This window comes from Solibacillus sp. (assembly GCF_040273735.1).
Lineage (GTDB): Bacteria > Bacillota > Bacilli > Bacillales_A > Planococcaceae > Solibacillus.
In genome coordinates this window covers 1-24,788 of sequence record NZ_JBELZM010000005.1, presented here as the reverse complement: position 1 = coordinate 24,788, position 24,788 = coordinate 1, and the positions used below count along the sequence as shown (strand labels likewise).

Below are 24,788 nucleotides of genomic sequence, written 5' to 3'. Positions count from 1 at the left end.
TTAATAGTTATTAATCTGATATTCGTTCATTTTATGAGCTAAACGAATTGTCACTTGAGCTAATTGTGCATACGTAACTTCACTAGTTGGCTTCAACTGATTATTTTCAGCTTCAAGTAATCCTATTGCATATGCTAATGCCACGTGACCACGTAATTCCTTATCCACTAGTGCTGCATCACTGTATTTCAATTCATAAATATCTTTAAGTTGTGCAGGTTTATTTAATTTCAGTGTACCAATTACCCATTTTGCCAACTCCTGATTTGTAAGAGCTGTTTTAGGATTAAATGTTTTAGTAGATGCATCAAGCATTCCCATTTTTAATGCACGTGTGACAAATGGATATGAGGAATCGTCTGGCGTTATATCAGTAAACGACTCGTCTGCCGTTTCAAACTCATTGTATCTAGAGCTGTAATACATGTATGTTACCGATTTTAGTAATACTTTTAACGCTTCCTCTTTTGTAATAGATGCATCTGGGTTAAACTTTTCATTTACTTCTAAAATACCAGCATGAATTAAATAATTTAATTCTTCGGCAGCTTTTGGATGCTCGATTTTCGGCTTGTCCGAATTGGCCATCCCATAAGTATCTAGCCATTCACCTGTTTTGGCATCAATGCCCGAGGACGCCCCTTCTTTGAAGACTGGTTGGTATGCTAAACTGTAATGCTGCTCATTCCCCACTTTTGGATGATTCACATATTGCAGCTTCAGTTTCAACTCATCTTTCAACATTTTTGTTGCTTCCTGTTCTGATATAATATCAGTTGCTGCCGGCCACTCCAAATCACCATAATCGCTCATATACAAGTTTACTAAATCACCTGTTTTGGCATCGACCCCTACTGAGATATAGTCTCCTGATACTGGTAAGCCGTTCACAATACGCGGGAATGAAAAGTTATAACTGTTATTATAGCGCTCGTGGTAGCCATCATTTACAGGCAATGCATACTTGTGAGCTGATGAAGGTATCCATTCTTTCACAAGGGCGATTGCTTTATCCAATGCCTGTTTTTGTGTTAATTTTACTTCTTCTTCGCTGTCATCATTGTCTACTTCGAGATTACTTTTAATATCACTATAATGAATGAATTCCCCTGTTGCTTTATCAATTGTTAGTACAGTCCCTGTTCCACCATTACGATAGTTATACATATATTGAATGTTGAAGACTTCTTTACCAGTCTCCGATGTTGTTTCATCAACTGCCCCAATCTCTAGTTGAACACCTTTAATATCTGTTGCAAGCAATTTCTCGGCCAATGCTCGCGCCTGCTCTGCCGTCATATTCGGCTGTTTTGCCGCTAATGGCGCTGATACAATTGGTGTAATTGGTTTAGCTGATAATGTTGAAGAGAGCCCGTCCAAAGTCAACCATTCCCCTGTTTGCGCATGGATACCTGAAATGACCTGGCTATTTGGTTCGTAAACAAGCTTAACTTTGTGATTCCCTGTTGAATAATCCGGTACGATTGTATATGACAACTGTGCTTTTAAAGCATCTTGCACGCGGTTAGCAATGGAAGATTCATCTTGTTTTTTGGACGGATCATCATATGTGAAATTATTTTTTGGAGAGGTTGTTCTATAAAATGATGATACTGTGCCATCTCCTAAAACACGGATATTAATAGTCTGATCTGAAATTGGAATACCTGAATTTTTCTTCTCATAAATAAATGAATATTCAACAGGCTGCGTTAAAATGGATGGTGAATAATAATCGTGTGCGTTTGGCACAAGCTCATACCCCTCGCCTTTATTGAATTTCTCCATAAATTTATCCGCTGATTTTTGCGCTTCTTCTTTTGAATATTTTGCCGGGAACAATACATCCTTTGTGTTTACTGGTTGATAGTAGAATTGTTCTAACTCTAACGTATCTCCCACAAAAACAAAGCTTCCATGTTCATATTGGTCATCAAAATTCTTTGAGAAATAAAGTTCATAACGCACCGTGGAATCTGCAGGATGTGAAAATCCTGTACCAGTACGAAAATCTTTTTCAGATACATTTAGGAACTCATTTGGAAATAATTCTCGGAAACGCTTCATTAAATCATCTTTTGTTACCGTTGTATTCGTTTGTGCGACCTTAATCGGTAATGTCTCCATACCCATACGTTCATTTCCCATTGTTGAAGCACTAGCAATTGGTGCTAATAGCCCTACAGATAGCGCTGTTGCAGTTAACATTGCACCCGCTTTTTTAAAAGTTACCACTCTTCATCCCCCTATCTCTTTTTCGTAAACACCTGTTTACACTTACATAATACGAATTAAACACCCTAAAGGTTTCATAAAATGTAATATTCTACCTTTGCATTACAAATCTCCAATGCTGATCAACCATATGTCTAATCGTTTTATTAATAACATAAAAAATAAAACCCCCTTTTCCTCTCTTACAGAAAATATTACCAGTTGTCGTGACGGTTATTTTAAATTATTCCTAAAAGAATAAAAACCACCTATTTTATAATATAGGTGGTTTTAGACTTTCTGTTCTTTTTTAAGCAGCAACTCTTAGTTTTTTTCGTTTCATTGGATCAAGTCGTTTCTCGAGCCATAACAGTAAAACATCTGCCAAAATTGCCATTATAGCGGTTGGAAGTGCACCCGCTACAATAATAGCTGTCCCGCTCGTAGCATTTGTCCCTCGAATGATAATATCACCAAGTCCGCCTGCCCCGATAAACGCACCGATTGCGACAATTCCGATTGCTACGACAAGGGCAATTCGAATACCTGTTATGATAACGGAGAGGCTCAGTGGCAGTTCCACCATATACAGGATTTGAAGTTTTGTCATCCCCATACCGCGCCCAGCATCAGTTAAGCTTCGATCAATATTCCTGATACCGACAAACGTATTTTTGACAATCGGCAAAAGAGAATAAAAGAGTACAGTCACTATAACCGTCGTTTTCCCGAGACCTAACACGAGCATAATGATCGCCATTAATGCAAGCGCTGGGATCGTTTGAATAATATTTGCAAGTGTAATTACTGGTCCCGAAAAATTCGGAAATTTTGAAATCCAAATCCCTATTGGAATACCTATTATAGATGCAAGCAATACACCATACACAGACAACTGAAAATGTGAGAGAAACTGTGAAAATACATAAGAACCGTTTTCTCTCATATAAAAGAAAAATTGTTCAACTACCGATAGCTGCGTCATATCTGTCATGGTGTATCATCTCCTGAAAAATAATCGTGTTCCTTTAAAAATTCCTCGGCTACAACGGCTGGTTCAATTAAGTTATTGTCAGCCAGGAAATTCAGGCGTTGCATTTCTTCTGTGGAAATTTTTCCAACTAGTCGTTGCAGAGCCTTTCTTACTTCAGGTTTTTTCTCCAATAATTCCGTATCAGCAAATGGTGATGCATCATACGCCGGGAAAAATTGCAGATCATCCTCTAAAACAGTTAAATCATAGGATGCAATACGTCCATCAGTCGTATAGCCAAGCACGACATCTACTTCGTTTTGAGCAACAGCATCATACACCAGCCCAATTTGCATCGGGAAGACACGTCCAAATTTAAAGCCATACGCTTCACTGAACGCTTTATATCCATCACCATCACGGTTCATCCATGATGTATCAACACCCAACTGTAAATCCCCTGCTACTTTTTTCAAGTCACTGATTGTAGTCAGCCCGTATTTCTCCGCTGTTTCCTTTGTTACCATAAAAGCATACGTATTATTGAATCCATATGAATCGAAAAATGTCATTTGATATTCTTTTTGAAATATTTCCTGTACCATCTTCAATGCTTGCTCAGGATCACTAACAGGTTCTTGTCCGAGTGCACCCGTTAAATCCGTTCCGGTATAGCGCACTGCAGAAATGTTCGCGTCCCCGTTCAGCATCGCCTGATGAAGCACGACAGCTGAGCCTAGATTTTTGATTAATTCCACCTCTTCATCGGTATAATGCTCCAACATTCCTTTTACAATGTATGCAGTAATCTGACCTTCTGTAGAAACTACCGACCCTACACGTAATTTATCATCTTCCTTGCCACAAGCGCTTAAAACAATGACAGACAGTAAAAGCAGTAAGAATTTTTTCAAGATACTCGACCTCCTTGCATTCTAAGCCCCTTCGGGATCATGAAGCGTTCAAAACGACTTAACAGGAAGTCCACGAGCAGGGCTAAGGCAGTTACTAACAATGCCCCTCCTACAATGAGCTCTGTTTTATATAGATTCAGTCCATTAAAAATAAAATCACCCAGTCCGCCAGCACCAATATATGATGCTAATGTTGCCCAGGAAATAACATAAACTGCAGATAAACGGATACCCGACATAATAATCGGCATTGCAAGCGGTAATTCAACCATTCGCATCGATTGCATCGGGGTCATGCCCATTGCTGTTCCTGCCGCTTTTATATTTTGATTCACTGATCGCATCCCAATAAACGTATTATTCAATATCGGCAGTAAAGAGTAGATGCATAAAGCGACAATCGCCGGTACTTTCCCTACGCCTAAAAAAGGAATCATAATTGCTAACAGAGCCAGTGACGGTACCGTTTGCAGGACACTTGTAACCGTTAAAATGATTTTTGCAATTGTCTTCGTTTTCGATAACACTATACCCAGAGGAACGGCAATGGCCACTCCTAATAATAGAGCGCTAAAAGATATGTAGAAATGCTCCCATGTCTTAAGTAAAATATCGGCACTATTTTCCGTAAAAAAGCTTATCATGCATCAATCAGCTCCTGTTCCTCTTCTCCCCAAATCGTATCGTAAACAATATCTACGATGTTCGCTCGAGTAATGAGGCCAATGAGATGTTGCTGATCATCAACAACCGGAATATTACTCAGATTGAGATTTAAAATACGACGAACAGTATCCTGAAGTTTGGAACCCGTCTTCATGAAAATGATATCCCGATTATAAACTTCGGAAACACTTTTTTTCGTGCGCGCATTCCCTGTTAAACTTTCGACTGTTAAAAAACCGAGCAATCGATTTTGACCATCTGTAACATACAACGTATCAACGCGTGATTTAACCATTAAGCGAATCGCCTCATCCAAGCTGCGTTCTATTGTGATTGAAACTGGTTTAATCATTACTTCATCTACCGTTTTCATATTCGGTTTTTGTTGAATTAAACGATGGGAACCGATGAATTCTTTTACAAAATCATTGGCCGGATTCGCTAGTATATTGTCAGGGGTATCAAATTGCACCAGCTTACCTTCATGCATGATAGCGATGCGATCGGCTAGCTTAATCGCCTCATCCATATCATGCGTAACAAAAATTATTGTCTTATCCAATGTTTTTTGCAGTTCCTTAATTAAGTCCTGTAATGTATCGCGTGTAATCGGGTCAAGTGCACCGAACGGCTCGTCCATCAAAATAATGTCCTGCTCAGCTGCAAGAGCACGAATTACTCCGATCCGCTGCTGCTGCCCGCCCGAAAGCTGTGACGGATAATAATCCAGATAAGTTTCAGGTAAGTTCACCAACGATATAAGATACTTTGCCGTTTCGTCACGCTTTTCTTTCGACCACTGAAGCAACCGTGGTACTAGCGTAATATTTTCACGAATCGTCATATGCGGCATTAAACCAATTTGCTGAATGACATAGCCGATACTTCTCCTGAGAGTGACCGGATTCATCTTCGTAATCTCTTTTCCGTTTATTGAAATCGTTCCGCTAGTAGGCTCTACCATGCGATTCAGCATACGAAGGGCTGTTGTTTTACCGCTACCGCTCGTACCAATAAATGCAATAAACTCCCCTTTTTTAATATCAAGAGTTAAGTTATCGACGGCCACTTTCCCGCCACGGTATACCTTTCGTAAATTTTCAATATGTAGCATACAGCTCATCCCTTTTCCAAATGAATTATTGTATTTCTCTTTTTACAAAATACGTTATTTACATACCCCTTTTTTTCTGAAACGTAACAACCTAGACAATAAATTTGCGATTGTATGATTTTTATCCTTTATTTTGTAATAACTCTTATAATGCTGTAACCTTTTCAAAAATCTGCTTAGATAAATTGTTTTCAAAATTGTTTGACAATATATTACACGTTGTTTATTATGTATATAAGTTTACTAGGTTTTAGCGCTGACTAGACAACTAGAGGCACATATTGGCATTTTCCGATGCCAATATGTGCCTCTTTTTTTATGATTAAGGAGGGAAATAATGTCAAGATACGCTTTGAACATTCAATCATTAAACAAAGTATTCACAACGCAGACAGAACAAGTAATTGCTTTGAAAGATGTAAATTTACAAATTAAGCAAGGTGAATTTATTACAGTTATAGGACCTAGCGGATGCGGAAAAAGTACTTTACTCAAAATTATTGCAGGTCTCGATACAACTTATAAAGGCAGTGTTGAGTTAGACCAAAAGCCTATTAAGGGACCTAGTTTGGAAAAAGGTTTTATTTTTCAGGAACCACGCCTTTTCCCTTGGCTAACAGTGGAAAAAAACATCGCAGGCGATCAATCCTTAAAAAATCCGGCTGTTCGTCAAAAGGTAAATGAATTAATTCAACTTGTAAGGCTTGATGGATTTGAAACTGCCTACCCGAAGCAACTTTCAGGTGGTATGGCACAGCGTGTGTCCATTGCGCGTGCACTATTAAGAAACCCCAAGGTGTTGCTGCTCGATGAACCATTTGGTGCACTCGATGCATTTACACGTTCACATATGCAAGAAGTACTGCTCGAAATTTGGACGAAAAACAAAACAACAATGATTTTTGTAACACATGATTTGGATGAGGCCGTGTTCCTCGGACAACGGGTTGTCATTATGAATCCGCGACCTGGACATATTAAAGCCGTGTTGCCTATTGAGCTTTCTTTCCCAAGAAAGCGGTCTTCAATTTCCTTTCAGGAGATGCGTCGCAATGTACTGAACGAATTCGAAAAAGTGGAAGACGAATCCTACACAGTTGGTGCAGGAATTTAAAAGGAGAGAAATTTTATGAAAAAACAGTTATTCACATTATTATTATTAGCTTTAACCTTCCTGTTGGCAGCGTGTGCAAGTGATGAAACATCCAAAAAAACAAAAGCATCTTCAAATAATAATGATGTAGTTGTTCGAATCGGTGTTCAAGGCAGTGGCGGCTTGTTCGGAAAGGCAAGGGAAGATCAATTATTTGAAAAAGCATTTGCATCGTACGGTGCAACAGTAGAATGGGTAGAATTCCATAGTGGCCCACCAATGACAGAAGCAATTGCCTCTAACAAATTGGATTTTGCGGGACTTGGCAATATGCCTGTCATTACAGCACAAGCGGCCAATATCCCGTTCAAGATTATTTCTCAAACATTGGAAGGCAAGAAAAATGTAGGGGTTATTGTCCAATCATCCAGCGGCATTACATCAATGGAAGAGTTGAAAGGTAAGAAAGTTGCTGTCGGCAAAGGAACGAATGCCTATGATTTTATTTTACGAAGCTTTGATAAATTAAACATCAATCCAGATGAAGTGGAGTTAATCAATTTAAATCCTGATGAAGCACAAGCCGCATTTGATTCAGGTGGTGTGGATGCATGGGCAATTTGGGAACCTTACTTAACTATTAATACACTGTCTGATAAAGGAACAATAATAGCAGACGGAGAATCAGTCGGTCTTCTCTCCCCTTCATATACGATTGCACGGTCAAAATTTACTGAAGAAAATCCTGAACTAGTTGTGACGTATTTAAAAACATTTAATGAACTTTTGGCATGGGAAACAGCAAACGAAGAGGAAGCCGTTGAGCGTTATGCGAAAGAACGTAACCTACCAGTTGCGTTAATAGAGCAAACAAGGCAACGCTCAAAAAGCATAAATATTTTAGTAGAAGATGCAATTATTGAGGAACACCAAAAAACGGCAGATTTTCAATATGAACATGGGACGATTCGTCAAAGAATCGATGTTTCCAAAATATTCGACAATCGCTTTTATAAGGAAGCCGTTAAGTAATTCTTTTGAGGAGGCGTTGTCATGGTATCAATTAATAAAACTCTTACTAAAGACAGGAAAAAAATCACTTTTACTGTGAGGAGCAGGCAGCTACTACTTGGTGCACTTCTACCTGTTGGCTTACTTATAATTTGGGAATGGGCAGGACATAGTGGCTATTTAAACCCACTTCTGCTCCCTGCTCCATCAGCTATTTGGAATGAATTCATTTATTTACTTCAGCAACAGCATTTACTTGGACATCTGCAAGTATCCGTTATAAGAGCTCTGTCCGGTCTGGCTATTGGCGGATCTCTTGGTTTGGTGCTAGGCATTATTATTGGGTTTTCCTATAAATGCCAACGTGCATATGATCCAACTATTCAAATGATTCGCATGCTGCCACATCTAGCAATTGCCCCGCTTTTCATCTTATGGTTTGGCTTTGGGGAAACATCAAAACTATTGCTAATCGCAAAAGGCGCTTTTTTTCCGCTGTATATTAATACGTTTTTGGGAATTCGCTCAGCCGACAGCAAGTTATTCGAAGTAGCGCGTGTATTGCAGTTTACTAGAACGCAGCTCGTTATAAAACTGATTATCCCGTCCGCGCTCCCGCATATTTTACTAGGTTTACGCTTGTCAGTAGGGGTTTCATGGCTCGGGTTGGTAGTCGCGGAAATGATGGGCTCAACACAAGGCATAGGATTTTTAATAAATGATGCTCGGTCTATGTCTATTATTACTACAGTTTTTGTAGGAATTATTATCTTCGCATTACTCGGCAAGTTATCCGATTTTATTGTTCTGACTGTTGAGAAAAGATTGTTGAAATGGCAGAGCAATTTCGAAGGAGGGAAATAAATGACACTACTTTCGAAAGAAACAGTGGAAGTAAAACGAAAATGGCCATTACAAAAATTTTACCGTTTTTTATATCCACTCTATTTTCCTGTATCAATATTGGTGCTCTGGCAATTGGCCGGTACGCTCGGTATCTTAGAAGAACATATTTTACCTACACCGCTAAAAATTTTATCGACATTTTGGCTTTTATTAAGCAATGGTGATCTATCTGTACATTTACTTGCCAGTGGACAGAGGGTAGTACTAGGCTTTCTTTTAGGTACCATCACTGCCATTATTTTAGGAGTTGCAACCGGCTTCAGCAAAATTGCACAGCAGATTATTGATCCGTCCCTTCAAATGCTACGAACAGTTCCGTTATTATCGCTCATTCCGCTTTTTATCCTATGGTTTGGCGTTGGTGAGTTCAGCAAAGTTTTGATGATCGCACTTGGCGCATTTTTCCCGGTATACGTCAATATTTTTCTTGGCATTCGTCTTGTTGATCAAAAACTTTATGAAGTAACCGGTATTTTACAATATTCCTTTAAAGAAAAGCTGACGAAGCTCATCTTTCCTTCTGCGATGCCAAATATACTACTCGGTCTTCGTCTGGCAATGGGAACGTCTTGGCTCGTGCTCGTTGTGAGCGAAATGATGGGCGCAAGTGCTGGTGTCGGCTATATGATTCAGGATGCCCGCGCCTATTCCCAAACGGATATTGTATTTGTCGGACTAATTATATTTATCATCCTCGGCAAGTTAACAGATTCGCTTGTCGGTTTATTTGAAAAACGCGCCTTAAAATGGCGGGACACATACAAAGGTTAAGGAGGAATTTTAAATGAGTAAAAGAGAAGGTAAATTAAGTTTAGGTGCTTTTATTTATTATAGTGGTCATCATAGTGAAAGTTGGCGTCATCCGTCTGGATCTGGCCATAACCCTTTTGATATTGATTACTTCATTCAAGTCGCAAAAACTGCCGAACGTGGTAAATTCGATATGATGTTTCTGGCGGATTACCTCCATGTTTCTGGCGCTGAACAGACGGCATCCGGTATGCTTGATCCAGTCACTCTCTTATCAGCAATAGCCGTTCACACAAAAAAGTTAGGATTAACAGCTACAAGTTCTACGACATACAACAAACCGTTCCATCTTGCCAGACGCTATGCAACATTGGACCATATTAGCCGGGGACGGGCAGCATGGAATATTGTAACCTCACAGCACGACACTGAAGCACAGAACTTTGGTAAAGAAAAACATCCTGAACACGGGCTTCGATATAAAATGGCGGAAGAATATGTAGATTTGGTACGTAATCTATGGGATAGCTGGGAAGACGGTGCAATCATTAACGATAAGGAAAACCGCCGCTTTATTAAGCCTGGTTCCGTTAAGGAAATAAATTATAAAGGAGAATGGTATGCCTCACGTGGACCATTAAATGTTCCCCGTCCACCGCAAGGCTATCCGGTACTCGTTGTAGCAGGCGGTTCAGATGCCGGGATTGCCTTCGCTGCAAAAACCGGTGAAGTAGTCTTTACTGCAAGTCAATCACTGGAAAGTTCAAAAGCATTTTATAAAAAGATCCAGGCGAAATTGGCTGAAGAAAACCGTGATCCAAACAGCATCAAAATCATGCCTGGTATTTCACCGGTCATTGCCGAAACAGAAGAAGCTGCTTGGGCAAAATATGAAGAGCTCAACCAATTAATTTCGGATGAAGACGCTTCGAAAACCGTATCCGCTTTTTTAGGAATTGATTTATCCTCCTATCCGGCAACTGGTCTCCTTCCTGAGCTGCCGGACTTAGCTGCACAATCAAATGCGATGAAGAGCCGAATCCAGTTGTTTATAGACTCTGCACATGAAGCGAATCTTTCTATTGCCCAACTTGGCCGTAAAATGCATGGAGCACGAGGCCATCTGGAATTTGTCGGCACACCTGCACAGCTGGCAGATTTACTGGAGCTTTGGTTTAATGAATATGCTTGCGATGGCTTTAATATTATGCCACCTGTCCTGCCAGATCATTTAACTACTTTTGTGGATTTAGTAATTCCCGAGCTTCAAAAACGTGGTCTTTTCCGGGAAGAGTATGAAGGTGATACGCTAAGAGAGCATTTAGGTTTAGTCCGGCCAGAAAGAAACCACTTTAAACAGCATAATGGGCAAGTGAGCTTACAAATTTAATGTTGTGCTGGCTATGAACTTGCAATAGAAATTCCTCCCTATTTCCCAATGAATTGATTAATTTCCATAAAAAATTCCGCACGAATCTCCTGTGAGTTCATTCACTCCAGGGGATTTTTTAATTTGAGAGAATATTTGCACCGAATTAAGTTATCTTTGTTCCTGTTAGATACAGGCAAGAAAGGAAACAAATAATGCATAATGATCAATTGTATCAATTAAAGAAGGCGTAACTAGAGGAAATTCAGGAAATTATTTTAGGGCAAACGAGGAAATATTGCCCGCGCAATAATTTTCAGAATTTTTAGTCACCTATGGATAACTTGAATCTTAGTTGATTATTTTCGGGGGGTGTCGTGTACCGTTTTTCTAATAAATTCTTAAATCTGCTAATATAATTTTATTTGTTCTAATAAAATCCCGAAAATCTAATATGTTTGATGATTCTTCTAATAAGAGGCTAAACTCTTCTAATATTCCCCTTAAATCTTCAAATAACCAGCGTACTTCTTCTAATATACTCATTAACTGTTCTAATAACCCTCCTCGGTACCCCTAAACACAAAAAGCTGCCCAAGTTACTGATACTTGGACAGCTTTCCAATTAGAATGGCATTCCCATAATCGCTTTTGGCTCAAGAAATTCCTCGATACCATAATCGCCCCATTCACGGCCAATACCAGAGTGCTTAAATCCGCCAAATGGTGCCGAACGATCCGTTTCACTATTGTTAATACGGATTTGCCCCGCTCGGATTGAGAAAGCGACTTTCTTCAGTTCTTCTTTATCATTTCCGAATACATAACCGGCAAGTCCATAAATCGTATCGTTGGCAATATCAATTGCTTCGTCTAAATCTTTATAGGTGATAACGGACATTACCGGACCAAAGATTTCCTCTTGAGCAATTGTCATATCGTTTTTCACATTTGTAAACACAGTTATTTTGGAGAAGAACCCTTTATCGATTCCATCAGGTCTGCCAGGGCCGCCGATTACAATTTTTGCGCCTTCTTCCTCACCTTTTTTAATATAGGATTGAACGGTTTCCCACTGATCTTTGGAAACTTGCGGACCCATAAAAGTATTTTCGTCCTGTGGATCCCCTACAGGAAATTCCGTGACTAATTCTTTCATTGATTCTATAAATTCATCATGCATTTCTTCCGGTACAATCATGCGTGTCGCAGCTGAACATACTTGCCCTGTATTCATAGCGATTTGCCCTAATGCCGATTTCGCTGCTTCTTTTACATCCGCATCCTTTAAAATAACGAATGGTGATTTGCCGCCAAGTTCCAATGAAATATTTTTAATATCTTCTGCAGCATTCTTCATTAATCCGCTGCCAACTTCACCTGAACCAGTAAAAGATACAATGTCCACATCCGGATGAGTACTGATTGCTTCACCCACTGTTGAACCCGAACCGTTGACAAGATTAAAGACACCTTTTGGAACACCCACTTTATCCAAAATTTCCGCCAGAATTACTGCTGCAAATGGTGTTTGAGAAGCAGGCTTTACTACCATTGTACAACCGGCTGCCAATGCACTGGCAAGCTTTGTGGAAATCTGATTTGTCGGGAAATTCCATGGTGTAATGAGTCCTGCTACACCAATCGGTTCTTTTTGAATATATGATTTCTCTCTTTCTTCAGTAAACTTAAATGTTTTCAATTGTTCTGCCGCCTCTTTAAAGTGCGTTAGCCCCATTTTATAATGGATTTCCTTCGATTTTGTAATAGGCGCACCTAATTCAGCGGTCATAATTTCCACTAATCGTCTTTACGATTTTCATATTCTTCAGCAATTGCTTCCAACAGCTTGATTCGCTCGTCCACTGTCATTTTTGAAAAGGAAGGAAATGCTTCCTTCGCCGCCTTGACCGCTCGATTCACATCTTCTTTAGTTCCGCTGCTAATCTTACCAATCACTTCCTCTGTCGCAGGATTAATTACTTCAATTGTATCTGTTCCAGTAGAATCAACCCATTCCCCATTGATGTATTGTTTTGTATGATTTAGCATAATCAAACTCCTTTACAAATTGACTTATTAAAAATATTCCCTTTGTGTTTGTCAGTAAACATTTCACCGTAAAGCTAAAGCACAAAAATTCGAAGCCTGTAGTAGCACTTCGAATTTTTAAACAGCGTTACCTATTCATTTATAGCAAGCAATTGCTTGGCGATTTCCTTTACATCTGGATCTTTTGATTCTTTTGCATAACGCACAACAAGCTGTTCGATTTCTGTACCTTGCCAATGTGCACAATCGAATGACTGTAATGTCTGAATCGCCATATACTGTAAATGGTCGTCAGTAGTTTTTAATGCCTGCCCTATAAATTCAATACCCACACCATTATACTGATCCAGTTCTTCAATAAGAGATAAAACAACAACTTTCTGGTCGTTCGTCAGTTCATTGAAATCTCCAAAATAATGCGTAATTTCTATTAGCCGTTCGATAATATGCGAATCCTTCGCGGCAAATAATGAATAATAATATTGTACGTTTTCCGGATTATTTTTCAATTTTTCGAATACGATGTCCGTTATGTCTGCTTTATAAAATTTTGCTACTGCTAACGCCTTCTCCTCATGCTTGTGGTCACTTTGCAGTATTTCCAACGCTTCCTGCAGCCATAATGGATTTTTGGCAATTTCTTCGATGTTTTCTTCTACTGTTCGCTTTTCATGCGGTTTCCAGTTGGAAGAAAAACGATCCTTCCATGTTTCTTCATCATATTGCAAGTACTCATAGATTTGTGTCAAAATAAAAAATTGGCTGAATGTCAGGCAATGTGTTTTTGCATGATGTGTATAGCGCATCAATACTTGACCTGCATACTCATATTCATCCATCATTTGATAAGCCCCTTCGTATAAAAGAGCTAATATTAATGACCCTGCACTGTCAAATATTTTCCCGGAAATAATTTTTTCATGCAATTCAATATCAAGCTTTCCTTTTTCAGCACACATTAATGCTGACGCATTACCGGGTACGGTATTTTTTATCCCTTCCAGCAATATCCACTGTCGGATATCATCATTTGAGGCATCCAGGAAATTCAGTGCTTCGAGTTTACCCCAGTCCGAAACATTTTGCGCAATATGCCATACTGTCTCATTACTGTTTGTTGTGCCGTTAGTTAACGCAAATAAGGCTACTCCTGTGAATTCTTCATGTAATGCAATCACTTTCAAACGTTCCTTATACTCTTCACATTTAACTGATCCTAACACGAGAAGCGCGAATTTCACAACTTCGCGATGCGCTGCATGTTCAAGCAGCCAAATCGCCTCATCTTTCACTCGGTCTTCATCTTTTTCAGCTTCAGAAAACAGCTCCAGAAATTCATGGAAATAGCTGATGACCTTTTCATCTTTAATTTTCTCGTAGGTTGTTTTCCTTGTTTGATCACTCGGATTCGCTACCTGTTCTAAAAATAACTTTATCAGCTTTTTCGTATAAAATGGCGTTACTGCCTCTTGATGAAGCTGGTCTGCAAATCCTGGCGCAAATTTCGGATGATATTCATCATATAAAAAATCGTCATCCGGCAAATCTTTAGTTATAAGCAGCTCATTCTGCTGAAATTGCTCTTCAAGGAAAGGAACTATAAACTCCTTATTTGCCCAAGGTAAAAATTGCAGTTTCATAGCCTCATGGAGCAGCTGTTTTCCATCCACTTTCACCGTTATATTCAATTTAACAAAGCCGCCTATTTTCACATACACTTTATGAGTCTTACCGCTTTTTGATTGGAACGATCCTTTCATCGTTGAAAATGGCATTATATGCGACCAGATTGATTTCCGTACATTTTGTGCAATCATTTGGCCGTCTACCTTTAAAACTTCTTCCATCATGCCATTCTTTACTTCTATTTGATGCCCTTCAAACTCCAGGACCCAATATTTTTCTACTTCTTTTGCAATATCATTTTTAGCGTTACGCATTTCCCGCTTAAATTCCTCTTTAAATCCCATTTACTTGCTACCTATTCCTCTCGTTTCTATAACAACTATTATAACAATTTTTGTTAACTATTTGTTAAATAGTTGTAAACTGACAAAATAATATCACAAGTACTTACTTTATTATGAGAATTATCAGATAAAAAAGGACTAGCATTTAAACTAGTCCCAAAATGTATTATTGAGTTTTTATAACTACTTTCCCGTTATGCTCCCCATTGATAACTGCATCAAATGCCATGCCAGCCTGTTCTATTGGATAACTGTAACCTACAACTGGTCTTAGCTGTTCTGTTTCCAGCAGCTTTGCCACACCATATATCAGTTCCTGGTGTTCTTCTTCCGATACATTAAACAGTACCATCCCACGTACATCACATTCTTTTTGCATTACAAGACGAGGATTAATTTCAATTTCACCACGGTTTCCGACGATAACGATGACACCGTGCTTGGCAAGCATCTGCAAATCGGTCTGCAGATTTTCATTTGCCAAAAATTCGATGATGACATCCGGACCTTTGCCCTCATTGGCATCAAGTACAGTTTCAATTGTTTCTTCTTTTATATGATCAAGCACGACATCTGCGCCTGCTTCTTTTACAAGTTGTTTCCCGGAATCACGGCTTGCTGTTCCAATTACTTTTGCCCCTAAAGCTTTTGCAATTTGAACAGCTTGTAAACCTACTGCGCCACTAGCTCCGTGAACGAAAACCGTTTGACCTGATTTCACTTTTGCTCTTCCTACCAATGCTCTGTACGCTGTCAATGCTGGTATTCCTAATGCGGCTCCCTGCTCAAACGTGATATGCTCCGGAATCGGATGAACAAAGCGGCTTTCACAAACAATCTGTTGTGCTAATGTACCAGTCGACTTACCATTCGGCAAGCTCGCGATAAATACACGGTCCCCTGCTTTTACGTTTGTCACTTGTTCTCCAACTTGTTCAACAATCCCCGCCCCGTCCAAGCCAGGCGTATATGGCAGGTTCGGTTTAATCGCGTATGTACCAGTAGAAGTATAAACATCGCTAGGATTCACACCCGCTGCATGAAGGTTTACCAGTACTTCATTTTCAGCTGGAGTATTTACCTCTGCTTGCTCAACTACTAAATTCTCAGATGTTCCAAATTGATTGATTCGTATTGCTTTCAATAACTTCACCCCATCATCTATATTATATTAAGAATATTAGAAAAATTACATTTTGTATAGAGATAGCTTCGCTTAAATAAATATATAAATACTTTAATAATGGAATATTTTAATTGTTTCATTTGTATTGATGTAATAGAGGAGGCGAGGAGTAATAAAAAAAATAATTTTATTGTTAGCAGTAATGGTGCTATGTAGTGTACCAGCTGTTTCTGCAAAAGAAAGCATGTCAACACCGGCAGGGATTGCTTATGCAGAGCTAAAGGAAAGAGTTGATGAATATGCTTCTAAATACATTGGAACGACTACTGCAGGAGCAAATGTACTAATTGTGAAGGACGGAGAAATTTTCTTGAATACGGCGTATGGCTATTCTGATGTTGAAAATCAGGTGAATGTCACAACGGATAATGTATTTGAATGGGGTTCCGTTACAAAGCTTCTCGTCTGGACCAGTGTGATGCAGCTAGTAGAGCAAGGGAAATTAAAATTAGATGAAGATATTCGCACGTATTTGCCGGAAGGATCTCTGACGAAAATACGTTATGATGCCCCTATCACAATGCTGAATTTGATGCACCATAACGCTGGGTGGGAAGAAAAATTTACAGATTTATTCTATATGTCAGCAAATGAAATAAAGCCTTTGGAAGAAATGCTTCACATTACTGAGCCTTATCAGGTGAACGAACCCGGAAGTGTAGTTGCCTATTCAAACTATGGTGTAGCACTCGCCGGTTTTATTGTGGAACAGCTTGCAGCACAGCCTTTTTATGATTATGTTAATGAACATATTTTTTCTGTATTGGATATGAAGGACACAACGATTCACCCGACCCAGGAAGATAACGCTAGTGTCGCAACAAAAAGAGATGAAATTAACGGTTACATTGTTAAAAATGATGGTGAGTTCACTATTTCAAAAAATGAGCGGATCTATATTGGTTTATATCCAGCCGGAAGTGCAATTGGTACAATAGCGGATGCTGCCAAATTCATGATGGCACTTATGCCGGCAGACGGAACAAACAGTCCTTTGTTCCAAAACAATCGGACATTGGATGAAATGCTGACGACAAGTGACTTTTATGATGATGGCTTCCCACGAAATGCACATGGTTTTTGGAAAGGTTTATATACCGTTGATGCACTTGAACATGCAGGAAATACTGATAGTTTTTCAAGCAACTTCACCTTTTCTAATGATGAAGATATGGGAGTAATTGTTTTCACGAATCAGGCGGGTGAAGCAGGACTAAGTTATGGATTGCCAACACTTATATTCGGTGAGTATTCTGCTGAAGAAGGCAAGCTAACAATGCCGAATGCGCAGGAACTTGAAGGAAATTACTTTATGGCAAGGCAGCCTTATAAAGGTTTTACAAAGCTGTACAGTGCACTTAGTATTGGTCGTTTTGAAGCAACAGACTTAAACAATGTGGATGCTTTTGGGATGAAACTGGAACAAATCGCTCCATATTTGTATAAATCTTTAAATGATTATCGTGTATATTTTCATGTTACGTTGAATGAGGGAAAGGTGAAAAAGATTTCAATGCCGACAAGTGATTTTCTACCAGTCACTCAAAAAATGAAGATAATGAATCTGTTCAGTCTCTTAGCAGTAGCTTTTAGTGGTCTGTATACACTCATAGTTTTACTAATATTGTTCATCAAAAAGATAAAAAACCGAAAAAAAACAGTCCGAGCTACTGTTGTAGATAAATGGGAATTACTATTACTTTCCGCAAATAGTATACCTTTTATAAACATAATAGTTTTAGCTTACAGAACATTAAATTATGCTTCTTATACAAACTTGAAAATTCATTTTTGGGTCAATTATGCGTACATTGCATTCGTAGCCATTTGTCTTGTAGCCATATTTGCTGGTTGGAAAATAACAACGACAACTCGTAGTCAAAAAATACGCTATACATTTTCTTGTATTTCGGCGCTGCTCCTTGTCGTTTTAATTTTCGGCTGGGAGCTTTACCATTAAATTTAAATTATCTTCTGCACACAAAAGCAGATGCACGAATTTCTCTTCGTCATCTGCCTTTGCGTCAGTGCTAATTTTATAAGTTAATTTAACTTTTTTCCTCAAGGCATTGATAGACAGCCATCATCTCTTTTTTATTTAACTCACGAATTCGATTAAAAATCGGAATTTCTGAAACACCTTTTGTATATAGACTCTTATCAACAATTTCACTTACCGTTCCGGTTAACCAAGTTTTCACTTGTATCCCTTCAACTAGTTCATTCAAACCTTCATTATTGATGCCACTTGCATTACAGCTTACACATGGAATTGTTAATTTTGCTACGCCATCGTGTAGTCCATCTTCCGAAAGTGCTTTCTTACCTTTACAGAAAGAACAAGGATAACTTTTCTTGATTTTATTTATTTGGGTAATAAGTTTTTTGTAACCGAATGCTTCATAAACATATGTTAGTTTTTTGTACTTTGCATTCGTAAAGTATTTATCAATGATCGTTTCTCTCGTTTCATCGATATTGACAAAATCACAAACGGTTACGCGATTGTTTCTACTAATGACATCAATATGACCTTTAATGCTGTCCCAAAAAGGGAGGGTATTTTGTAAAACTACTTCATATTGTGCAAAACTCGCCACTTCAATTTCAAACAATTTCAATGCCACTTGTATTTCTCGAGCCAGTAAAGAGACATCTTCTGTTAAAACCATATCGCCGCCAACGATTGATTTTAATTTGACCATTATTGGTAACGGACCTACTATTTTTATTACTTCCTCAAGCGGCTGCTTTATAATCTCACGAATATCTCTATTGCCATACTTCAGCTGTTTCTGGTGGTTTAACACAGTCCCTTCACAAACCGGACATGTAATCATCTCTTTCGATTCCTTCATCAGCTCTTTAATAGGTGATTTCGAAATGAACATATACATCCCTATAATTTGATTAAAGCCTTGCCATGTTCTTCTAGCCTTTTCCGCTTTATCATAGAAGGAATTTTCCCAATATCCATATAAAAAAGTTTCCTTTTCAGCTTCCGTCATCTCGTTATAACTTTTACTTATATCTTGACCGAGTTCATTCTTGATTTCTTCAAAAAGGAATTCCAGTTTTGAGTACTTATAATACTTCAATACTTCCATTACGTCTGGATGCAATAAGCCCTCCCAAAAAGGAACAGTCTTGTTCTGAATGACAACATCAAAATCAAATTTTTCAATAAACCGGCGACCAGAGCAACTTGGACAATGATTGTCTTGAAGATAGAAATCGAAGCTTCCCGTATCTTTATTTGTTGGATGTGCGGCTACAATATGATTGATTAACCCACCAACTTCATACAGAAAACTATATTGACTATATAATTGACGTTCCAGATCAATAGCAATGACTGGAGCTATTTTAGCAGACTCGTATTCACCATAAATTAAGCGGGCCATGGATGATAAACTTTTTAGAATACCGCCTTTATAAATATTTTCTGCATTTTTAAAATAGGCAATATGATTTTCTTTTAAGTAATGAACACCATTTTGTTGGTTAATAGCTGAAGGGATTTGCTCCGGTACGTTATCTATGCCGTCTTGCTCACTATAATAATTTTCATGACTCATTACATTTAGATGTTCGACTGGTTCAATTTTTCTTTTTCCGAAATCAACGATAAAATCGGAGTTTTCCAGCATATACGAATTATGTTCAATCATTATAATCGATACAGATTCATCCTGAAGTATGGCTCTAATGCTATCAATGAACTGATTTAAAATATTTTGCGACAAACCTTTTGAAGGCTCATCAAAAATAAATAATATATGTGGATTTTTAGAATTGGCAAACAGCTCGGAAACTAAATGGACGCATTGGAATTCGCCATTCGATAAAGACTGTGTTTTTCTTTCTAATGTTAAATAACCAAGTCCAAGTTTGATTAACAGGTTCAAGCGTTTATGGGTAATATCTCCAGCAGGTAATTCTTCAATAATATCTTCAATCGAGCGCTGAAAAATATCTTCAATTTCTTCACTATACTTCGTTAGTTTTCTTTTAATATCAAGAAAAGTGGCTACAGTTGACCGGCTTGTTATTGATTGGTTTCGATTTTGCCCGACCATTACTATTTTATCTTTCGGGTATCTTTTCAGAAAATCCTTTGCTATACATTCATTGACAAGTGTAGATTTACCACATCCGGACTCTCCAGTAAAAGTAACAATTCTATTTTTAGGAATCTGAATTTCAGCAATCTGAATATTGCGGCTATATAGCTCCTTAAAATGATAGTATTCTGTTGGCATTGCCTTATTCAGTTCATAATTGATTGGTTTAGGACGAGGAGATTCTTCTACAATTTTTCCACCGTATTTCCCACTGCCCGGTCCGAAAAACAACTGCTCCCCCGTAACATCGAGCACTGTGTCTGAATGATCAATGAGCCAAATTTGATTTTTGTAACCAAGTTGCTTTATTTGCTCTAAAATTTTCAGTAATGTTTGATGATCAAGTCCTACAGAGATTTCATCGATGATAATAACGGTATTTTCACTTGTAGCCATAAATTCCGCCAAATAAAGTCGCGTTAATTCTCCCCCTGATAATGTGCCCATTATACGATTTATCGTTAAGTAACCAATTTTCATATTGATAAGATTTTTAAGGATATGTTGTTTTCCTTCACTAATATGTAACACATCTTTTAATGCAAAAATGGTTTCAACACTTAAATCGTTAACATCGGCTATATTATGTGGTTGATTTAATAACTCGATTCTTTTTTGCAGAACTTCCGGATTATAGCGTTTTCCTTCACACTTTTTACATTCAATGTTTTTAGTCGTACCGCGTCCTTTACACGAAGTACACCAGCCTAGTTCATTGTTAAACGAAAACACTTCAGGAGAGAGATCAAATTTCCCGGCAAAAACATCGCGAATCTCTTTAAACACGCCTGTATGTGTACCAATAGTTGAACGTGGGTTGGAGGATATGGACGACTTTCCGAGAAAAAGTACTAATGGCATTTCTTCCATTTTAATAGCACTAAAATTGGTTTCCATTATATTAGGGAATAGATATTGATATTCGGACTTTGGCAATAATGAAACAAGTCGTTTCTTGGACTCTTCCCCGATTGTTTGACAAAAAGTTGTTTTACCAGATCCAGAAAGTCCAGCAATTCCTAACGATCGATCGACTGGTACCACTGTATCTAAATTAAAAATATTGTTTGCAATTAGTTGATTTATTATCATTTTGTAATATCGCACCCATTCATTTTATTTAATATTCCCGCGTTCCGAGATTCCGAAGAAAATACAGCTGTTTATTTATCATAACACCCCTTCTATTACTCAGATGTTACTACACCTATTAGCTAAAATAAAAGCCCAATTTCCCATTATTGTGAATGAGAAATTGGACTATTCCCGCTACACCTTTATAGAATGTAGCTATTGTAAATTTCTAAACAACCTTTACTTAAAAAATTATCGGAAAAGTAAATATAACGATAGCTGCCCATAATCCGTATACCGGCAGATATTTCGTAACGGCATTTTGGATAGCAGTAGGTCCGGATTTGTTTTGCAGAAAACGCAAATAGGAAATCATTATCCATAGTAGATTTGCACAGATTAGTATATTTACTCCTAAAACAGCAAGCCTATTAGGTGTAATACCATAGGAAGTAAGTCTGAACATGATCGCTGATAATGCTACACTGTCAAAGATAAGCGCAACAACGATTAAAGCGAAATTGACATAGTCGAAGATGCTCTTTTTATCGTCCGAGTCTTTCTCGGTAATGGAAAATATTGTAACAGCTAGTATACCAAGGAGTATACCATTGAAGGCAATCAGGAAATCGCGGTCCAAAAATGGATTTTTTCCGACCGATATGACTGTTACAAGATATACAAGCAAAGTGATTAAAACTATCGGGCTAAAGATTTTTGCTATAAATGGAGTAACATTTTTAGCAAGCTTTAAATTCATTGATACAAGGTGTACACCAACAACTGCAAGTGCTGCTGCACCAAATAAAACAATATTACTAAAATAGAATTCCTCAATGTTCAAGCCAATGAAGCTAAATAACTGCAATGTTAATAATGCAAGAACCATACCGCTAATTGCCATGCTGGCATAGAGGATACCATATTCTAAATTAAATTTGATATAAGCTAATCTTGTACTGCTATTTAAATAATCATTTCCTGTATATGCAAGCCCCAACAGCACCCATAAGAAAATAGGGAAATGTAAATAAGCTAAAATAATGCTATCATCGTTGAAATTTAGTGGCAGCATATTCAGATAAACTCCTGAAACTAAGAACATTGCTACTAAAGAATAAATAACACTTCTTTTAGGAGTACGCTTGTATACAAAGTATGCAGCAATAAAGGGAATAATACCAAATGCCAGATTAATCGGAGCAATTGCTTCCTGTTCGACAAAATGGAATATAATTCTTGTGCTTACCCCTGCCATGATCGCTAATATACCCATGAAAATAAATCCGCTTTGAAACGACGCAGACTTTTTTGTACTATCCTTTTCACTGAAATTCAATCTTTCATACCAAACACTCAAAATTGGAGAATCATAGTTTTGTTCCCATGCCTGTTTAAATGACTTGGTAAAAGCTTTCGGGTCTTTTCTATACATTCTCTCGAGTACATCAGGTTTAGTAATATTTTCAATAACCAAGTTATTACTTTCCATTGCTTTCCCTCCCCTAATTATTGTCATAATCTATTTCTGCTGTAATAGTTAACTGTCTTCATCACTTTTGTATTCTAAAATATCTCCAGGCTGACAATCCAGCGCCTTACAAATGGCTTCTAAAGTTGTTAACCGAATTGCCTTTGCCTTCCCATTTTTCAATATAGAAAGGTTTGCCATCGTAATCCCAACCTTTTCCGAAAGTTCTGTTACGCTCATTTTCCTTTTTGCCAACATCACATCGATATTAATTATAATTGCCATTGTTATTCACCTCAGACCGTTAAATCGTTTTCAGATTTGATATTAATTGCTTCATGTAAAAGTTTTTGAAGAACAGCTGCAAAGACTGCAATTACCAATGAAGCAAAAGGAACAACTAATCCGACTAAGATAACTCCCGGTGCGTCATCCATTTCCGCAAACACATAAAACAGCGGCAAAACCAATACATGTAAAACACTGATCGTTATAGCACAATATTTTATTTTCTTTAATGGTTTCACAGCTAAATCGGAGAACGCTTTATTATTGTCGATATAGCGCAAAAGTAGGAAAGCCTGATACAAAGCAAAGAAAAAAGGAATTGCCGAAGCATCGAAAACGATGTAAACAAAATATTTTACGAAAGCAAACTCCGGAAGCAATTTTGCAGCAACATTTGCCAACTCAGGTACTAGAAAAATGCAGAGCACCAAAACAGGAATACCTAAAAAAACAACAGCAACTTTTAAAAACAACGTAGTTACTTTTTCCATAAATCGCACCTCATTTATTTATTTTCACTTCTGATCTTATTACATTATTTATCGTAAATCAATAAATTTATATCTAATTTCGTGAATTATTTATTGCATATTAGTGGATTTAATTAAAATAAATTACGTTCTCCCAAATAAAAAGCCTGGATAAACCTTATTAAATAAGGCTTTCCAAGCTTTTACCATCTGTTATTTAATTATTTTCACTTTGCCCCGCTTATTTTAAGAAGCTTAAAAAGTTAGAGAAAGATGCTACAAGGTCTTGGTAGTAACCAACCACTTTATCTTTTAGTGCGATTTTTTCACTTTGATCTTGTTCTGTCTCAGGTTCAACACTAATTTCTTCCGTATCTGTTTGTACTGGTTCTTCTACCGGTTCTGAAACAGTATTCTCTACTTCTTCAGTAACTTGCTCTGGTGTTTCAACAGTAGAAGGTAACTCTTCAGTTTCTACAACTACTGGAGTCTCCAGGTTTTCTTCAGTTTCAGTTGGTAGTGCTGTATCATCAATCGGGATTTCTTGAGTTGTATCTTCCTCTACAGTTGTTGGTACCGTTTCAACAACATCAGAAGAAACATCTGTTGCTTCATCAATTACTGGAATATTTTCAGTTTGTTCATTAGTTTGTTCAGAATCGTAATTACCTAAATATTGTTCAATATGAGTTTGGTAGTAGTTAATTAAGCTTTGGTAGCTATTATCAATAAATTGATAAGATCCTTCTACCCATGTAGTAAAGTCATCTTCTGTACCTTCCTCAGCCTGATCATCTTCAGTTACTGGTGCTTCCGGTTCTTCTGTTACATCTTCTGTTTGATCATCCTCAGCTGCTGGTGCATCTTCTGTTACATCATCTTCTGGATTCTCTTCAGATACCGGCGTTTCTGATTCTTCAGTTTCACCTTCTTTATCCTGATCATCATCAGTTACTGGCGTTGCAGGGTCTTCTGTTACATCTTCCGCTGGGTCCTCTTCTGATACCGGTGTTTCTGATTCTTCAGTTTCACCTTCCTCAGCCTGATCTTCATCAGTTACTGGCGCTGCAGGGTCTTCTGTTACATCTTCCGCTGGGTCCTCTTCTGATACCGGAGTTTCTGATTCTTCAGTTTCACCTTCCT

17 protein-coding genes and 2 pseudogenes are annotated in these 24,788 nt (G+C 38.0%); 6 read left to right on the top strand and 13 right to left on the bottom strand.

What is annotated here, in order from left to right:
* The 5 genes from ABS917_RS06770 to ABS917_RS06750 all read right to left on the bottom strand — a co-directional run bounded on the left by ABS917_RS06770 (position 1) and on the right by ABS917_RS06750 (position 5,881).
* Positions 1-2,235, bottom strand: a complete 2,235-nt coding sequence (locus ABS917_RS06770; protein WP_350478294.1) for a YcdB/YcdC domain-containing protein — start codon at positions 2,233-2,235, stop codon at positions 1-3.
* 289 nt (positions 2,236-2,524) lie between these two features.
* Entirely contained in the window at positions 2,525-3,208 is a 684-nt protein-coding gene (locus tag ABS917_RS06765; RefSeq protein ID WP_350478293.1) for an ABC transporter permease, read from the bottom strand.
* On the bottom strand, positions 3,205-4,101 hold the full coding sequence (locus tag ABS917_RS06760) for an osmoprotectant ABC transporter substrate-binding protein (protein ID WP_350478292.1): 897 nt from the start codon (positions 4,099-4,101) through the stop codon (positions 3,205-3,207). The genes ABS917_RS06765 and ABS917_RS06760 overlap by 4 nt, the downstream gene beginning before the upstream one ends.
* The gene (locus ABS917_RS06755) at positions 4,098-4,745 is read right to left on the bottom strand and encodes an ABC transporter permease (protein WP_350478291.1); all 648 of its coding nucleotides are present in this window, start codon (positions 4,743-4,745) and stop codon (positions 4,098-4,100) included. The genes ABS917_RS06760 and ABS917_RS06755 overlap by 4 nt, the downstream gene beginning before the upstream one ends.
* Positions 4,742-5,881 (bottom strand): betaine/proline/choline family ABC transporter ATP-binding protein, encoded by a 1,140-nt coding sequence (locus tag ABS917_RS06750; protein ID WP_350478290.1) that lies wholly within the window; start codon positions 5,879-5,881, stop codon positions 4,742-4,744. Before ABS917_RS06750 ends, ABS917_RS06755 begins: the two co-directional genes overlap by 4 nt.
* A gap of 337 nt (positions 5,882-6,218) precedes the next feature.
* Here ABS917_RS06750 and ABS917_RS06745 point away from each other — a divergent pair, with 337 nt between their 5' ends.
* Genes ABS917_RS06745 through ABS917_RS06725 form a run of 5 tightly spaced genes read left to right on the top strand, consistent with a single transcriptional unit; the run spans position 6,219 to position 11,031 of the window.
* The gene (locus tag ABS917_RS06745; RefSeq protein WP_350478289.1) at positions 6,219-6,995 is read left to right on the top strand and encodes an ABC transporter ATP-binding protein; all 777 of its coding nucleotides are present in this window, start codon (positions 6,219-6,221) and stop codon (positions 6,993-6,995) included.
* A gap of 15 nt (positions 6,996-7,010) precedes the next feature.
* Positions 7,011-8,006 (top strand): aliphatic sulfonate ABC transporter substrate-binding protein, encoded by a 996-nt coding sequence (locus ABS917_RS06740; protein ID WP_350478288.1) that lies wholly within the window; start codon positions 7,011-7,013, stop codon positions 8,004-8,006.
* A 21-nt stretch (positions 8,007-8,027) separates the two neighbouring features.
* Positions 8,028-8,849, top strand: coding sequence for an ABC transporter permease (locus ABS917_RS06735; RefSeq protein ID WP_350478287.1), 822 nt, complete (start codon positions 8,028-8,030; stop codon positions 8,847-8,849).
* Positions 8,850-9,662, top strand: a complete 813-nt coding sequence (locus ABS917_RS06730; protein ID WP_350478286.1) for an ABC transporter permease — start codon at positions 8,850-8,852, stop codon at positions 9,660-9,662.
* A 13-nt stretch (positions 9,663-9,675) separates the two neighbouring features.
* Entirely contained in the window at positions 9,676-11,031 is a 1,356-nt protein-coding gene (locus ABS917_RS06725) for an LLM class flavin-dependent oxidoreductase (protein ID WP_350478285.1), read from the top strand.
* 604 nt (positions 11,032-11,635) lie between these two features.
* On the opposite strand, the pseudogene ABS917_RS06720 reads toward ABS917_RS06725, so the two are convergent.
* From ABS917_RS06720 to ABS917_RS06710, 3 genes and pseudogenes are all read right to left on the bottom strand, one after another.
* Positions 11,636-13,062, bottom strand: a pseudogene (locus tag ABS917_RS06720) (aldehyde dehydrogenase family protein).
* Between the two features lie 131 nt (positions 13,063-13,193).
* Positions 13,194-15,032 (bottom strand): hypothetical protein, encoded by a 1,839-nt coding sequence (locus ABS917_RS06715; protein WP_350478284.1) that lies wholly within the window; start codon positions 15,030-15,032, stop codon positions 13,194-13,196.
* Positions 15,033-15,198: 166 nt separating this feature from the next.
* A complete protein-coding gene (locus tag ABS917_RS06710) occupies positions 15,199-16,185 on the bottom strand; it encodes an NADPH:quinone reductase (RefSeq protein ID WP_350478283.1) in 987 nt (328 codons plus the stop codon).
* A 163-nt stretch (positions 16,186-16,348) separates the two neighbouring features.
* On the opposite strand from ABS917_RS06710, the gene ABS917_RS06705 reads away from it, so the two are divergent.
* A complete protein-coding gene (locus ABS917_RS06705) occupies positions 16,349-18,178 on the top strand; it encodes a serine hydrolase domain-containing protein (protein ID WP_350478282.1) in 1,830 nt (609 codons plus the stop codon).
* Between the two features lie 88 nt (positions 18,179-18,266).
* On the opposite strand, the gene ABS917_RS06700 is transcribed toward ABS917_RS06705, so the two are convergent.
* From ABS917_RS06700 to ABS917_RS06680, 5 genes and pseudogenes are all read right to left on the bottom strand, one after another.
* Positions 18,267-21,434 (bottom strand): ATP-binding cassette domain-containing protein, encoded by a 3,168-nt coding sequence (locus ABS917_RS06700; protein ID WP_350478281.1) that lies wholly within the window; start codon positions 21,432-21,434, stop codon positions 18,267-18,269.
* 226 nt (positions 21,435-21,660) lie between these two features.
* Entirely contained in the window at positions 21,661-22,908 is a 1,248-nt protein-coding gene (locus tag ABS917_RS06695; protein WP_350478280.1) for a DUF4153 domain-containing protein, read from the bottom strand.
* A gap of 48 nt (positions 22,909-22,956) precedes the next feature.
* A complete protein-coding gene (locus tag ABS917_RS06690; RefSeq protein ID WP_251688508.1) occupies positions 22,957-23,172 on the bottom strand; it encodes a helix-turn-helix domain-containing protein in 216 nt (71 codons plus the stop codon).
* A gap of 11 nt (positions 23,173-23,183) precedes the next feature.
* Complete coding sequence (locus ABS917_RS06685) at positions 23,184-23,666, bottom strand: DUF2975 domain-containing protein (protein ID WP_350478278.1); 483 nt, start codon at positions 23,664-23,666, stop codon at positions 23,184-23,186.
* A 220-nt stretch (positions 23,667-23,886) separates the two neighbouring features.
* Positions 23,887-24,788: pseudogene (locus ABS917_RS06680) on the bottom strand (hypothetical protein); the annotation flags it as partial.